This is a genomic window from Amycolatopsis plumensis, from assembly GCF_042652605.1.
Lineage (GTDB): Bacteria > Actinomycetota > Actinomycetes > Mycobacteriales > Pseudonocardiaceae > Amycolatopsis > Amycolatopsis plumensis.
Window position 1 is genome coordinate 8,867,803 of the sequence record NZ_JBHSJY010000001.1, and the last position, 11,667, is coordinate 8,879,469.

At 65.2% G+C, this 11,667-nt stretch carries 16 protein-coding genes; 6 read left to right on the forward strand and 10 right to left on the reverse strand.

From position 1 onward, the window contains the following. Window positions 1-8: 8 nt before the first annotated feature. The 7 genes from ACFPLC_RS42665 to ACFPLC_RS42695 form a co-directional block, all read right to left on the reverse strand. The gene (locus ACFPLC_RS42665) at window positions 9-806 is read right to left on the reverse strand and encodes an endonuclease/exonuclease/phosphatase family protein (protein ID WP_378194736.1); all 798 of its coding nucleotides are present in this window, start codon (window positions 804-806) and stop codon (window positions 9-11) included. A gap of 528 nt (window positions 807-1,334) precedes the next feature. Further along, window positions 1,335-1,655 carry a hypothetical protein gene (locus ACFPLC_RS42670; protein WP_378194739.1) on the reverse strand — a complete coding sequence of 107 codons (321 nt, stop codon included), beginning with the start codon at window positions 1,653-1,655 and terminating at the stop codon, window positions 1,335-1,337. Window positions 1,656-2,142: 487 nt separating this feature from the next. Further along, entirely contained in the window at window positions 2,143-2,430 is a 288-nt protein-coding gene (locus ACFPLC_RS42675) for a hypothetical protein (RefSeq protein WP_378236174.1), read from the reverse strand. Window positions 2,431-2,682: 252 nt separating this feature from the next. Next, complete coding sequence (locus tag ACFPLC_RS42680) at window positions 2,683-2,931, reverse strand: hypothetical protein (RefSeq protein WP_378194744.1); 249 nt, start codon at window positions 2,929-2,931, stop codon at window positions 2,683-2,685. A 1-nt stretch (window position 2,932) separates the two neighbouring features. Further along, window positions 2,933-3,430, reverse strand: coding sequence for a hypothetical protein (locus ACFPLC_RS42685; protein WP_378194747.1), 498 nt, complete (start codon window positions 3,428-3,430; stop codon window positions 2,933-2,935). A 725-nt stretch (window positions 3,431-4,155) separates the two neighbouring features. After that, window positions 4,156-4,617, reverse strand: a complete 462-nt coding sequence (locus ACFPLC_RS42690) for an NUDIX domain-containing protein (RefSeq protein ID WP_378194749.1) — start codon at window positions 4,615-4,617, stop codon at window positions 4,156-4,158. A gap of 231 nt (window positions 4,618-4,848) precedes the next feature. Continuing rightward, window positions 4,849-5,079, reverse strand: a complete 231-nt coding sequence (locus ACFPLC_RS42695; RefSeq protein WP_378194752.1) for a hypothetical protein — start codon at window positions 5,077-5,079, stop codon at window positions 4,849-4,851. 363 nt (window positions 5,080-5,442) lie between these two features. Between ACFPLC_RS42695 and ACFPLC_RS42700 the strand changes: the two genes are divergently transcribed. After that, window positions 5,443-6,330, forward strand: coding sequence for a 1-aminocyclopropane-1-carboxylate deaminase/D-cysteine desulfhydrase (locus ACFPLC_RS42700; RefSeq protein WP_378194755.1), 888 nt, complete (start codon window positions 5,443-5,445; stop codon window positions 6,328-6,330). 3 nt (window positions 6,331-6,333) lie between these two features. Here ACFPLC_RS42700 and ACFPLC_RS42705 read toward each other — a convergent pair whose 3' ends face one another. The 3 genes from ACFPLC_RS42705 to ACFPLC_RS42715 all read right to left on the reverse strand — a co-directional run bounded on the left by ACFPLC_RS42705 (window position 6,334) and on the right by ACFPLC_RS42715 (window position 9,455). Then, complete coding sequence (locus ACFPLC_RS42705; protein WP_378194758.1) at window positions 6,334-7,317, reverse strand: hypothetical protein; 984 nt, start codon at window positions 7,315-7,317, stop codon at window positions 6,334-6,336. 329 nt (window positions 7,318-7,646) lie between these two features. Further along, window positions 7,647-8,954, reverse strand: a complete 1,308-nt coding sequence (locus ACFPLC_RS42710; RefSeq protein ID WP_378194761.1) for a hypothetical protein — start codon at window positions 8,952-8,954, stop codon at window positions 7,647-7,649. Window positions 8,955-8,972: 18 nt separating this feature from the next. Continuing rightward, window positions 8,973-9,455 (reverse strand): hypothetical protein, encoded by a 483-nt coding sequence (locus tag ACFPLC_RS42715; RefSeq protein ID WP_378194764.1) that lies wholly within the window; start codon window positions 9,453-9,455, stop codon window positions 8,973-8,975. A 114-nt stretch (window positions 9,456-9,569) separates the two neighbouring features. Here ACFPLC_RS42715 and ACFPLC_RS42720 point away from each other — a divergent pair, with 114 nt between their 5' ends. The 5 genes from ACFPLC_RS42720 to ACFPLC_RS42740 all read left to right on the forward strand — a co-directional run bounded on the left by ACFPLC_RS42720 (window position 9,570) and on the right by ACFPLC_RS42740 (window position 11,490). After that, the gene (locus tag ACFPLC_RS42720) at window positions 9,570-9,758 is read left to right on the forward strand and encodes a hypothetical protein (protein ID WP_378194766.1); all 189 of its coding nucleotides are present in this window, start codon (window positions 9,570-9,572) and stop codon (window positions 9,756-9,758) included. Next, entirely contained in the window at window positions 9,755-10,111 is a 357-nt protein-coding gene (locus ACFPLC_RS42725; RefSeq protein WP_378194769.1) for a hypothetical protein, read from the forward strand. Before ACFPLC_RS42720 ends, ACFPLC_RS42725 begins: the two co-directional genes overlap by 4 nt. Continuing rightward, on the forward strand, window positions 10,099-10,500 hold the full coding sequence (locus ACFPLC_RS42730; protein ID WP_378194772.1) for a hypothetical protein: 402 nt from the start codon (window positions 10,099-10,101) through the stop codon (window positions 10,498-10,500). Before ACFPLC_RS42725 ends, ACFPLC_RS42730 begins: the two co-directional genes overlap by 13 nt. A gap of 331 nt (window positions 10,501-10,831) precedes the next feature. Then, window positions 10,832-11,326, forward strand: coding sequence for a hypothetical protein (locus tag ACFPLC_RS42735; RefSeq protein ID WP_378194775.1), 495 nt, complete (start codon window positions 10,832-10,834; stop codon window positions 11,324-11,326). After that, window positions 11,323-11,490 (forward strand): hypothetical protein, encoded by a 168-nt coding sequence (locus ACFPLC_RS42740; RefSeq protein WP_378236175.1) that lies wholly within the window; start codon window positions 11,323-11,325, stop codon window positions 11,488-11,490. The genes ACFPLC_RS42735 and ACFPLC_RS42740 overlap by 4 nt, the downstream gene beginning before the upstream one ends. The last annotated feature ends 177 nt before the right edge of the window (window positions 11,491-11,667 follow it).

Below are 11,667 nucleotides of genomic sequence, written 5' to 3' on the forward strand. Positions count from 1 at the left end.
CGGAAGGCTTACGCCTCTACACCGGCCAGGTCGAGCACCAAGGTCAACGCGGAGTGGTCGGTCAGTCCAGCTGTGCGCACCGAGTGGTCGTAGCGACACGCAGCCACTGCGTCGCGATGGGCGCGGCTGACGAACGCGTGGTCGAACCGGTACCCGTTACGTCTGCCTTCGCGGGACGGTCGACCGAACCAGGAGTAGTCCATCTCGGTCGGCTCTTTGAGACGGAAAGCGTCGTCGAATTCCGCTTCATTGAATGCCCGGTAGAAGTCGTATTCCCACTCACCGAACACCGTATAGCGTGGTTGGTGGCTTGGTTCCACCACGTTGAGGTCACCGGTGATCACGGTGGGCCCGATCACGTCCAGCGCTGGCACAATCGTTGGTAGAGCAGCCGTGACACGATCCTGGAATGCTCGCTTATCGTGATTGCGGCGATCTGCCGAGCCTCGCGAGGGCACGTACAGGCCTGTCACTCCGATCTCGCCGGCAGGCAGTGCGATGCGCGCTGCGACACAACGGTGCCGCACCGAGCCAACACCGACATCGACACCTGTCGGCTCGACCTCACGACCGGCCACAAGTACCCGATATCGATCATCCCGACTCGGCTTGGGAAGTACCACGCCAAAGCCCCGGTCCACCAGCAACTGCGCCAATACCTCGCCCGATTCCCCCGCGGACACCTCGGTAAGAACAAGCACGTCAGCACCGCTCGCGACCAACCAAGCGACTTGCCGGCGAGTCCTCGCTACGCTGGCTCGCTGAACGTTGCACGTGAGCACCTGGATCTTGGACTTCCGACTCATAGTGGCTCGACCCTAACTCCATGCCGCCGAGTGCCATCGACGAGCCGCTGCTGGCTGCTCTATCCCACCGTGTGCGGGACGACCATAGTGCGCGGTCGGGTTACCTCACATTCTCGCCTCTATCGCTGGCCAGGCGGCGGACAGGATCGCATCCCGGCGATCCTCCACGTGCGTGGCGTTGCCACCACTCCGAGATGGGCTGTTCTGCCCTCACAGGTAATTCCAACGGCCTGCCTACCACGTTCTGCACGGCTTCCGACGATCCCAGCGACATCGTCGCGGTCGGCCGACACGTCGCGTTGGCGCCGCGCACCAGTCACCAACTGCGTGGCGACTGCCCGTTTTGCGGATCCCGCGCCCCGGCATTCATCGTCCGGGCCCACAGCGACGGGCTCCGGGCTGATTCCACGTGGGTCGGCGAACTCGCGGCCCAGACATGGCGCCGGATCAAGGGCAGAGGCCCGCAGCTGAGCTTCTAATCCTCCGACCCGCTGGCCGAACTCGGATTGCGCCTGCTCAAGGCAGCACTTAGACGCCCTCCTCACTCTCGGCCGTTGGCTGCACGGGCGAAGGACGTCGAACCAGCGTTGCAGGCAGCCTGCCTACAGCAACCACCATGAGTTTCAGGAACCCGCGTTCACTGAGCCGGTCATCATGACGGAGTTGAAGCGCACCCACGACCGAGACGCCAAGCAGGCCGCCTACGACGATGACCGGCACGACCCAGATCGACAACACGCGACCGGCGACAAGCAGAATCGCAACGATGGCAAGGAAGACCGCCAGATAGAACGACCCCGAAATCCATGGCGACCGCTGCTTCACCGGCTGGTCTTGCTGGCTGGCCATAACCACCCTCCAAGCATCGATAACGTCTTCCGTCCGATCTCCCATGATCCTCCGGACACGACCTCGACGATCGACTCTCATCATGCACCGTGTACCACCCGCGCCAAGGGCAGTGCACCGCCCCGACCGTCCCAGCAATCGATCCCTCAACCGCGGCGGAAAGCCACCGTGATGAGAGCAAGTGGGACCCGGCGGCCGCTCTGAATCGCGCACGGTAACAGCGTGCCACGCCTTGGTCTCGAAGGGCACCGTCTCGTAGAACACTAGGTCACCGTGCTTGCCGTCACCACGGACAATGGAGGACGTGACCGCCACCCTGAGCCCGCCCTGAAGATCGGCCCTACGAGGTCGATCCGCCGGTCGTGCTCGCGCCCATGGCCGGCATCACCAACGTCGCCTTCCGGCAGCTGGAGCCGCATGCCGAGCTCGTGGCCGTCCCCGGCGGTGATGGCGAGGGTCAGGTAGGCCAGTCGAGGCTGATCAGGCGCTAGGAGCCGGCATCGACCCCGCTTTCGAATCGCGGCGAGACCACGTCCCGCTCGAGCCGACGCTTGCCGGGGTCGAGGTCGGCTTCTGACATGGCCGTCACCCCTGCGCGGACGAGGTGGACGAGGTCGAGCTGCAGCGCACAGCCGCCCTTGGGCACGAACGCGGCGATCGGGCCGTTGGGCCGCTCGGCCAGCCGCCGCAGCGTCACCACGTTCTCCATCCGGCGACGACGCGCCTCCATCTTCGAGGTCACGCTCCGGTGGAACCACAGCCAACACTGCTGCATCTGCTGTCCCGACCAAATGAGAAGAAGTTCAACGCTCGCGAACGCTCTTGATTTCGACCTCGCGACCAGGTGGCTATTCGACGTTACGCTGCGGCGATCGGGGCGCGGTGCCGTCGCACCGGGCTTCTCGGAACCGGTTGGCTCCTACCTTGCCTAGCTACGCCGACTACCCGCTGAGCGCAAGTGACACCGTCACGCACCACGCGGCGGTCAGCTTTCGCTGGGCACGTGTCGTCGGTCATGGTCGCCGGCTTAGGAATTTTGCTGCGGCAGAGGAGCGGGCGGCGCACCGGCGGCGGGATTTTTGGGGTCGACGACGGTCGCGTTCTTCCAGAGGGATTCGTAGCGGTCGCGATAGAGCCGCGTCACTTCTGCGTCCGGTTTCATGATCGCGGTGAGATTTCGGCCGACGCCGTTGACCGATGAGCCCAGCAGCCGAACATCGCCGTCGGCGTCGATGATGCGCCGGTCATGCAACTCGGGACTGCTGGTCGCGCGCACCTCAAGGATTTCCGCTCTGGGCACGGTCCCGAGAGCCACGGCCACTAAGGCGAGGTCGTGCTTGGCCCTGGGGGTGCTTGGACGAGATCAGCAGTCGACGGATCGTGGTGCTATCGACGAGCCAGTGCACGTAGTCGGCTTTGAAGAACGCGTCGACCAACAAGCCTTCGCCGGCCGTCGCCACGATGCGGGTCAGGTTGAGCCACGCGAGCGGGTCTTTCGGTTCGAGCATGACGTCGGCTACCACCGGCGGTTGGGGCTCCGTCAGCCCCTCCTGCCCCAGTCCGAAGAGAACGATGCGGCCCAGCTCGTTTAGCTGCACCCGCTCGTCTTCCAGAAGCTTGGCCCAACCCATTTTGACCAGGTAGTTGACCACCGGCTCCGGATCGCGCACCAGCTGCTGGAAGAACGCGAGAGCACTCGCTCCGAGGAACGGTGCGCCATACTCAGCGTCTTTCGGAGATGGAGACACCGCGAAGGAGTCGAGATCCTTCTGCACCGGACGCCGTTGTCGTTCAACATCCGCAGATACGCCAACGCGCGATGGACATGCGCCGAAACCAGCTCCATCTGACCAAGCCTGCCACGACCACCGCCAGGTAAACGACAACGACATCCGTTTCGGCTGAAGTAGTCATCCTCGAGTTCTCGCGGACAGCCGTCATCTGGTCCTCGATCCACTCATCCGATCGATCGCGGCCAGTCGCCGGTGCGGACGGTCGAGACGCCGTCCACCGTACGGGCGGCAGTTGTGCCCGCAATGGCAACAGGCCGTGCGCAGGCTGGCGTCAATGGCCAGGGCGAAGCCGACGCCGTTCCCGACCAGGTTCGTCAGAGTCCGGCGTGGGCCGCCAGCGCTAGAAGCGCGGCTGCGGTCTAGCCGGGCGTGTCGAGCATGGCGGCGATCAGGTTTCGGACCGAAGGGGTTGAAATTCTTGGGACGCGCAGGTGAAGGCCCTGTTCAGGGCGCTGCTGCGCTGCTCCAGGTTGCCGTGGTCCTTCATGCCTATGCGCCGTCGACGTAGGTACGGCTCCGGCTGCCGGCAGCCGGCAGGGCTCGACGAAGTCGAAGAAGCTTAGCGCAAGCAGACCGGCCTTATGTGACCGGGATCAAGATACGTTGCCTTCGCGAACGTCCACCGGCTGCCCACAGGTTGTCCACACCTCGACCCACCTGTGGACAAGTCGACTTGGACTCGACGTGCACGACGTCACTCCTCATCCTCAGGTCAGGACCGGACTGCTTTCGTCGGCCCATCCGAGCACGTCGAAGGTCCGGCCTTCGAGATAGCCTTGGATGCCGGCAAGCGGGTAGGGAATGACGTCTTCGGGCAGGCGGTCGCGGTGGAACCACTCCACTGCCGAACATTTGTCCGGCTCGCGGTTGTACGGCTCTCCCGACCAGCGTCGAGCCTCGAAGAACACGCCAAGTCGCGGCACCGGCCCGGAGCCGGTGACGTGCAGCGTGTGTACGTGCCGAAGGTCGGGCAGGTCGATGTGCACGCCGGCCTCTTCCCCGGCCTCGCGAGCCGCGGCAGCAGGAAGAGACTCCCCGGCCTCGAGCTTGCCGGAGGGAAGATGCCACATGCCGCCGCCGTAGCTTCCACGGCGCCGGATGAGCAGCAGGTCGTCGCCGCGGGCGAGGATGACGTGCACGTCGATGACGGTGTGCTGGTCGTTGGGCATCCGGCGAGATCCTCACAGGTGACGTGCGCTGGAACTGCGAGACCGCGAGACTGCCGCGGGTTCGCAGGGCAGGCTACGCCGAGGCCGCCTCCGTGGTGGGACCGTCCATCAACGTGGCGATTCGAGTGCGAGATACGCGGCGACCTCGCGCGGTGCGGCCTCGGCGGTATCCAAGTCGAGCACCGGCTGGCGCCACAGCTGCGCCAGCCGTTGCGCGGCCAGTTCGTAGAGCTAGCTCCCGGCGGCTGCTGTCTTCGCCGGTGTGGAACCGATCGTGTGCGCCGCGCTCGGCGACCGGGCCGCGGTCACCTCCGGCGAAGCCTGCAGGATGACCGCGAGATCGGGCGCATCGGCCGCAGCGTTGATCGCATCGAGCAGGGCGGCGACCCGCGTTTCGCCCTCGCCGATCACCAGCGCTTCGCACTGGCTCATCCGCTGGTCGTGCAGAATCTCGGCCGGCATGGCTTTCGCCTGGTGCCCCCGAGCATGAGCACCGGCCGGCCATGACGTCGCTCTCTGCGTCGTTCACCCAGAACACCCAGTCCGGATCCTCCCGGTCGACGCGCGCGCGTAGGGCTTCGCGGGCCCCGTTCAGCGCGCGATCGGTCTCTTGTGGCCGCGCTGTCGCGTGCGCCCACGCCTTCCGCTCGAGCAGCAGCGCATTCACCTTTGGTGGCTATCGACCGCACATCCTCGCACGAGTCGGTCGCCAGCGCCGTTCCACTGAGCTGTGATGATCTGCTGGTGTGTATGCGGCGTAGGCCAGCGCGTTGCCGGCGAGGTCGAGCACACGGCTTTCTCGGCGGATGTACTAGGCTTCGTCGGGTGGGCTCCAGCGAAGACGAGCAGGTCGGCTTTGCGAGCCTCCCGTCGCCGCTCGTAGAGTTGCACGACGAGCGGCTGACACGTCACGGGGTCCACCTCCAACTGAAGCGAGATGATCTCATCAACCCGGAGATACCGGGCAACAAGTGGCGCAAGCTCCGATACAACCTCCAGGCGGCCCGGGAAGAAGGTTTCTCCAGGCTGTTGACCTTCGGCGGCGCGTTTTCCAACCACATCCGCGCGACAGCAGCCGCCGGCCAGCACTTCGGCTTCGAAACTGTCGGCGTCATCCGCGGCGAGGAGCACAACCCGCTCAACGAATCGCTCGCCTACGCCACTAAACGCGGCATGGTCTTGACCTACCTGGACCGCGCCACTTACCGCCGCAAGACCGAACCCGACGTGCTCGCCGCGCTGCAGGACCGGTTCGGTCCCTGCTACCTCCTCCCCGAGGGAGGCAGCAACGGTCTTGCCGTACGTGGCGTCGCGGAACTCGTCAGCGAGATCACCACGGACTTCGACATCATCTGCTGTGCGACCGGAACAGGCGGCACACTAGCTGGTATCGCCGCCGGGTTGGCCGGCCAGCAACGCGCACTCGGCTTCGCGGTACTCAAGGGTGGACAGTTCCTGGAAGAGGAAGTCCGTCGCTTGCAACGAGAAGCCTATGGCGTGGCTACCGCGAATTGGACCATCGAGGTCGACTTCCATTTCGGCGGTTACGCGAAGCGCACCTTAGCGCTCGACACCTTCATCGCCGACTTCCACGAGCGCCATGGCGTCACGCCGGATTGGGTGTACGAGGCGAAGATGCTCTGCGGACTGTTCGCCCACATCGAGGCAGGGGCCTTCTCGTCGGGAACCCGAATCATCGCGGTGTTGAGCTAGCGGTCAAGCCTTGCCATGGTAGGCATGCTGGGCAGCCTCCGAAACATCGGTGCCACACCGCTCCAGGCGCCACTCGCCGCTATTGATCGCAAAATCCCGGCCGAATCCGAGCCACATCCCGCTCATCCGGCGTCCCGCAGGGTCGACGACCATCTGAAGCGTGCCGTGGTAGGAAGCTCCCTTGTAGTAACCAGTCGGCGAGGTTTCTTCCCGCCACGTACCAGTCGCGACCGCCATGTCCTTGCTCAGATCAAGATGCAAGTGAGAGCCACTCGAATGCGGCAGGCTCCGGCCAAGCAGCCGAGAACCGTGCGTGCGCAGCACCACGTAATGCTCTCCCGTCAGGACTTTGCGGCGACCAGAACTGGGATACTTGTACTGGCTGTGCCAGATTCCGGTCAAAGTGCCTCCACCTTCTGGTACTCCGGTCACAGGATGGGCGGCAGCGGTATCGGTCGCCAGTGCCCAGCCGGCTGACGCCAAGGACAACGCCGCGCTCACCTTCAGCAGTAGAGACCTTCGGCTGACGGTGTTAGCCCCGGCGCGGGACCACGTCGAAGCCATCTGCGCCAAGTCACGCACGTCGATGCCCTCGAGCCGGGCCGCGATTTCCTGTAACCCGTCCGGACCCGTGGATTTCAGCTCGACGAGCTGCTGGCGCGTCCGACGCGCCTCGTCTGACGCACCGAAGTCGGGACCGTCTGCGATGAGGTCAGCAACGCTGCATTCGTAGAGCGCCGCCATCCGCCCAAGCACTGCAAGAGAAGGCGCATGCCCTGTGTCCGACGGCCACAACTCCCAATACGAGAAATTCTTAAACGTCTTAGGATCATCGGGCCACCGCGAATTCCAGCGATCAGCGACTTCCCGCTGACTCCAATCGCGCACCAGCCGCAACGCCACCCGCATGTTCACGTTGTAGCGCTCGGCGAACACTTGCGCTATCTCCACCCAGGTCTTTGACTGGCCACGGAGTTCGACAGCCAATTGCCGCTGCTCCTGCCGAAGGCTACGGGGCGCAGGTGACATCTCGGGCACGCTCCTTTGCTCGGTGCGGTGCTGCACCGTATCCGACCGGGATTATGACTCAGGATCTCCCCGTTGAACAGGGACAAACTGCGTCGCAAGATCACGACTGAACGGGGTGGTCTCTCGCCCTGAGCTGCGGTTTTGTGGTCACCAGCACCCCGACGACCGGCTACCACAGTCGCCTGAAGGGGTGTTGGAGCTTCCCGCCGTCTTCAACGTGCACGCTGAAAGGGGCGTCAACGATGAATGCAACCGCCCCCATAGCACCCCAAGCTTGGCCGCCTCAGTTAGCGCCCGATCAAGCTGTCGTGGATGTGGTCGTCGAGATCGGCCAGGAAGTTCTCGTTTCGCCATGGTCGGAGGTCACGCCGAGCAAGGCGGACTCGCTGCGCTGCGACTCGGCCGCCCGTCACGGCGGTGATGTCGACGGCCTCGTACAGCAGGTCGACGCAGGCTGCCGGGTCGCCCAGACGGAGCCGCGCGAGCGCCAAGTCGGTGCTGACGATGCCGCGTTGCACGGCGTCTCGCGAGAACCGCAACGCGGAGATCGACCGGTCAAGACGGTCATGTGCGTGGCTGGCGTCTCCTGCATGGAGGGCACGCAAGCCGTCGAATCCGTCCATCCGGTCGGTGGCGAAGCCACTATGCGGGTCGTCGATGCTCAGCTGTTCCGCTGTCTTCCAAGCACGGTCGAGGGCAGCAGCCGCCTTACCGGCGTGGCCAGCCCGAGCGCAAATTTCCGCGTGCACGGTATGAGCACGAGCACGAATCGCGTAGCTGGGACCCCGGTGAGCGTCGACAGTCGCGGCGCGGGCGATCGTCCAGGCCGCTTCCAGGTCGTCAGTCGCATGCAGAGTCACCATGGTGTGGCTCGTCTGGATCGCGGCACGGTGGCTGCGGTCCTCGAGGTGCGTGGCGACCTCGGTCGCTTCTATGTACAGGGCCATGGCCGCCTCGTCGTCACGGGTTTCAAAGGCCAGCCGACCGGCCAGCGAATATGCGGCTGCCGCGAGCAAGACGAGTTCCTGCCGCCGACCGAACTGATCACGCCGCACGAGCCGTCGGCAAGACTCGACGATGGGCGCGAGCTGCAGTTGGAGGCGGACGAACGGGACGGCTCCGATCTGTCCGTTAATCGCGGTGACCGCCTCGTTCAGACGGCTAACGTCCTCGTGGTTGAGCTGCGAAGGATCACTCAGGTTTCCATCGTCGCCGTGCGTGCGGTGTGTGACGAGGGCTCTGAGCTGCTGCACTCGCTCCGGCGGCGTCCCGAAGAGGCGAAGGGCATCGAGCAGGATGGCGAAATCAGATCCGGGTCCGATCGCCTGGTCGCCGGCTGGGGTGCGCGCGTGGAGGTGTGCCACGAGGAACTGGTAGCGGTCGCTGGGGCTGGTTCGGTCGGAGACGCTCTCCCAGCGGGCGACCGCGCGTTGAATGCTGGCGACTTGCCTGTCCATCAGCGAAGTGACCGCGAGCTGGCGTGCAGTGTCCCGCAGCGCCCGAGCGAGGTCAGCCCAGGACCAGCCGCGTCCTTCGCGCAGCCGGCGCAGCAGCACGGCCGCGGATTCCCGATCAGTCGTGGTCGCGATGGCCATTACACCATTCGGACGATCTCATACGGGTACAATCAGCCGGGGTTTGCCCTGTTCGGCTGCGTAATTCACGGTGTACCAGGTACCCCTGGTGGGGTCGGTGCCTCGGGGGAAGCCGACCACGAATTCGCTGCGATCGACCATCCAGCGGTTGCGGGCGTAGTACGCGGCGGTGCCCAGTCGGTCAGCTCCCAGTTCCACGACCTCGGCGAGTCGGACCGCGTCCCGATGTCGGCAGATGGACGCCACGGCCGCGGCCGGCTGATCAGCCACTGTGCAGGGCACCACGACGATCAGCGATGCCTGGCTGTTCTCGTCCAGCCAATCCAGAGCGGCGGTGTCGATGCCGACGGCACCGCCCAGGTAGAAGTGCGTGTCCGGGGCGGCGAACGGTCGAAGGTAGTCGTCAAACAGGCCGGGAAGCTGCGACTCGTCGGGGACCGAGCGAGTACCGGTGATCGTTACATGTCGGGTCACGCCCGCCTGCTCCTCCTCGAATGTCATCGAATGTCATCTGTCGCTGTCGCGCTCGGTGACGATCTTATGAACGGACTGGCTGCGGCGGAGACTACCTCACCCTCGCAGCTGCGGAATCCCCCGGAATGCGAGATGCGCACGATGACAGTGGACTACCAATCGCTGGCAACGCTGCTGCCGATCACCTTCACCGCTCTGTTCGCCATCACGTTCGCCATTGGCCTGACCCAGCAATGGGCAGCAAGTCGAAAGCGAGCGCGCGCAACCGCCGGTCGGAACGCTTCTCTGCGCCGTAGCCAGCTCGACGACCTGGGACGCGGCCTCCGATGACCATCCCCGTCAAGAGCCCGTTCGCGTTCCTCCGGGACGAGCCGGCCATCGAGCCGTTCAGGACCTTGTTGCGCCGCCGCTGGGAGGTCCTCCCCGTGTTTGACGCCGACGGCCACGTCGAGAAGATGGCCGGCGCCTTCACGTGGGATGCGGACGGCTTCGTCGACGCTCTCCGCATCAAAAGCGAGACCGACGCCGCCGCCATCCGAATGGATCGTGCCAGCGGGAAAGTCTGGGAACGCGAGGGCGACGCCCTCACCATCCTGCACCAGCTCGTCGAACTTCCCGAGCCCAGCGACCCCCGCGCGCCCCGCCTCGTAATCGGCTCGGCCCCGCGGCTGTGGACACCGTGAAATGGCCGGGGGCGCAACGATGCGCGCGACGACAGCTCACCATCGTTCACGCCCGGCAGGCGCTGGTCTCGCTGCCGGACGTCCGCTGGCACGATCCCGAGTCCGAAGAACAGGCACGCACCCAGCTGCAAGAGATTGGCGCGATCGTCGACCGCGCACTGCGGCGAGTTCACGCGTCATCGGACGAAGCGCAGGCGTTGAAATACGCGCAAGCGAGGTTGACAGCGTTTCTCGTGGGCTGGGGCGACCCCGACCTGATCGCACCGACACACCTCGCCCCCATGTACCGGAGCCTCACGGATGCACTGCGCGCCCTTTCCGTCCGCTTGGCAACGAACGGAAACGCCGATCCGCCCGTGGACCCCGACGATCCCGTCCCTCGAACCTAACCCTCCGCAATCCCAGTCCGGACAGGCAGTGTGCGTACCTCCCTTCCGTCTGGTCTGCGCGCCTCGACCGAACGCGAACTTCCAACATCCGGGCGGTCGAGGCGCATCCAACGTGCTCATCCCCAAACCTGGAACGTGATCACCATGCACGACACCTCAACAACAGCACCGTGCTGCCACGGAGCCATCCAAGAATCCGCCGCGGCGACCTCGTCACCATCGACACCGCAGACGTACTCGTGCCAGCGGGCTCCCGCCCGCCCCTCATCGGTCTCGCACGCAACAACTGCTCGCCTCACCGTCTAGCTGACCACGTCACCGGAACACACTAATGACAGACTCCGAACGATCGCCGGATCAGCCCGGCACACCGCCGATCAAGCTGCTCGGCCTGATCACCGACGCCTACACCGATGCATTGGTACGACTAGCCTACGCCGAGCGTGACCGCCATGACTGGACGTCCTACAGGAAACTTGGCTACGACCTGATCGGGACCGGAGCACAGGTCCTCATCCACGCCTGCGCTCGCCGTGACCAGCCAGTCGACAACCCGCGGCAGGTGGCGGCGGAAGTTGCCCAGGAACTTCAGACCACCCTCGGCCTCGCCGAGCAAGTTGCGGGCAGCTCAGCAAGCGCGGACTCAGTGGCGATGGAAATCGAGGCGTTGGCCGAGGATTGCGCGCAGGCCACCAGTCGGCTGTACCGACTTGCGGCCGGACTGTCCCCCTCGACCATCGCCGAGATCAACCCCCTCGGCGACGAACACGACAACGCCATCGGCAACAAGGACGACGGCCAACGGTCGGATGGTGAACCCACATGACCGACCACAGCACGGTGCACACCCACCACTGGCGCACCCACCCAGGTGAGAATCCACTCGCCAGCAACAAGAAGAAGCGAGCGACGCCGAGCACGGCGAAGCGACCGCGACACCATCCCGCTTCGAAGGGTGACTACCAGTGGAAGCGCGAGGCCGCGGCATGACGGCATCCTCAGCCAGTCGGCCGACCGCGACCGTTCTACGGTCGCCGTCCACCAACCACCCGCGGATCCACCGCGTCGACGACGCCACGTTCGAATCCACAGGAGTGCTCGCACCCGCGTGCGCGTCAGCGGATTCCCGACGCGACACCGTCCATGCCGCTCACTCCCGTCGGCCCC

Bases quoted from the DNA above. Each gene is read 5' to 3' on its own strand.
- ACFPLC_RS42670 (WP_378194739.1), bottom strand. From the start codon at position 1,655: ATGGCCAGCCAGCAAGACCAGCCGGTGAAGCAGCGGTCGCCATGGATT.
- ACFPLC_RS42675 (WP_378236174.1), bottom strand. From the start codon at position 2,430: ATGCAGCAGTGTTGGCTGTGGTTCCACCGGAGCGTGACCTCGAAGATG.
- ACFPLC_RS42735 (WP_378194775.1), top strand. From the start codon at position 10,832: ATGACAGACTCCGAACGATCGCCGGATCAGCCCGGCACACCGCCGATC.
- ACFPLC_RS42740 (WP_378236175.1), top strand. From the start codon at position 11,323: ATGACCGACCACAGCACGGTGCACACCCACCACTGGCGCACCCACCCA.
- ACFPLC_RS42690 (WP_378194749.1), bottom strand. From the start codon at position 4,617: ATGCCCAACGACCAGCACACCGTCATCGACGTGCACGTCATCCTCGCC.
- ACFPLC_RS42715 (WP_378194764.1), bottom strand. From the start codon at position 9,455: ATGACATTCGAGGAGGAGCAGGCGGGCGTGACCCGACATGTAACGATC.
- ACFPLC_RS42725 (WP_378194769.1), top strand. From the start codon at position 9,755: ATGACCATCCCCGTCAAGAGCCCGTTCGCGTTCCTCCGGGACGAGCCG.
- ACFPLC_RS42720 (WP_378194766.1), top strand. From the start codon at position 9,570: ATGACAGTGGACTACCAATCGCTGGCAACGCTGCTGCCGATCACCTTC.
- ACFPLC_RS42695 (WP_378194752.1), bottom strand. From the start codon at position 5,079: ATGCCGGCCGAGATTCTGCACGACCAGCGGATGAGCCAGTGCGAAGCG.
- ACFPLC_RS42665 (WP_378194736.1), bottom strand. From the start codon at position 806: ATGAGTCGGAAGTCCAAGATCCAGGTGCTCACGTGCAACGTTCAGCGA.
- ACFPLC_RS42710 (WP_378194761.1), bottom strand. From the start codon at position 8,954: ATGGCCATCGCGACCACGACTGATCGGGAATCCGCGGCCGTGCTGCTG.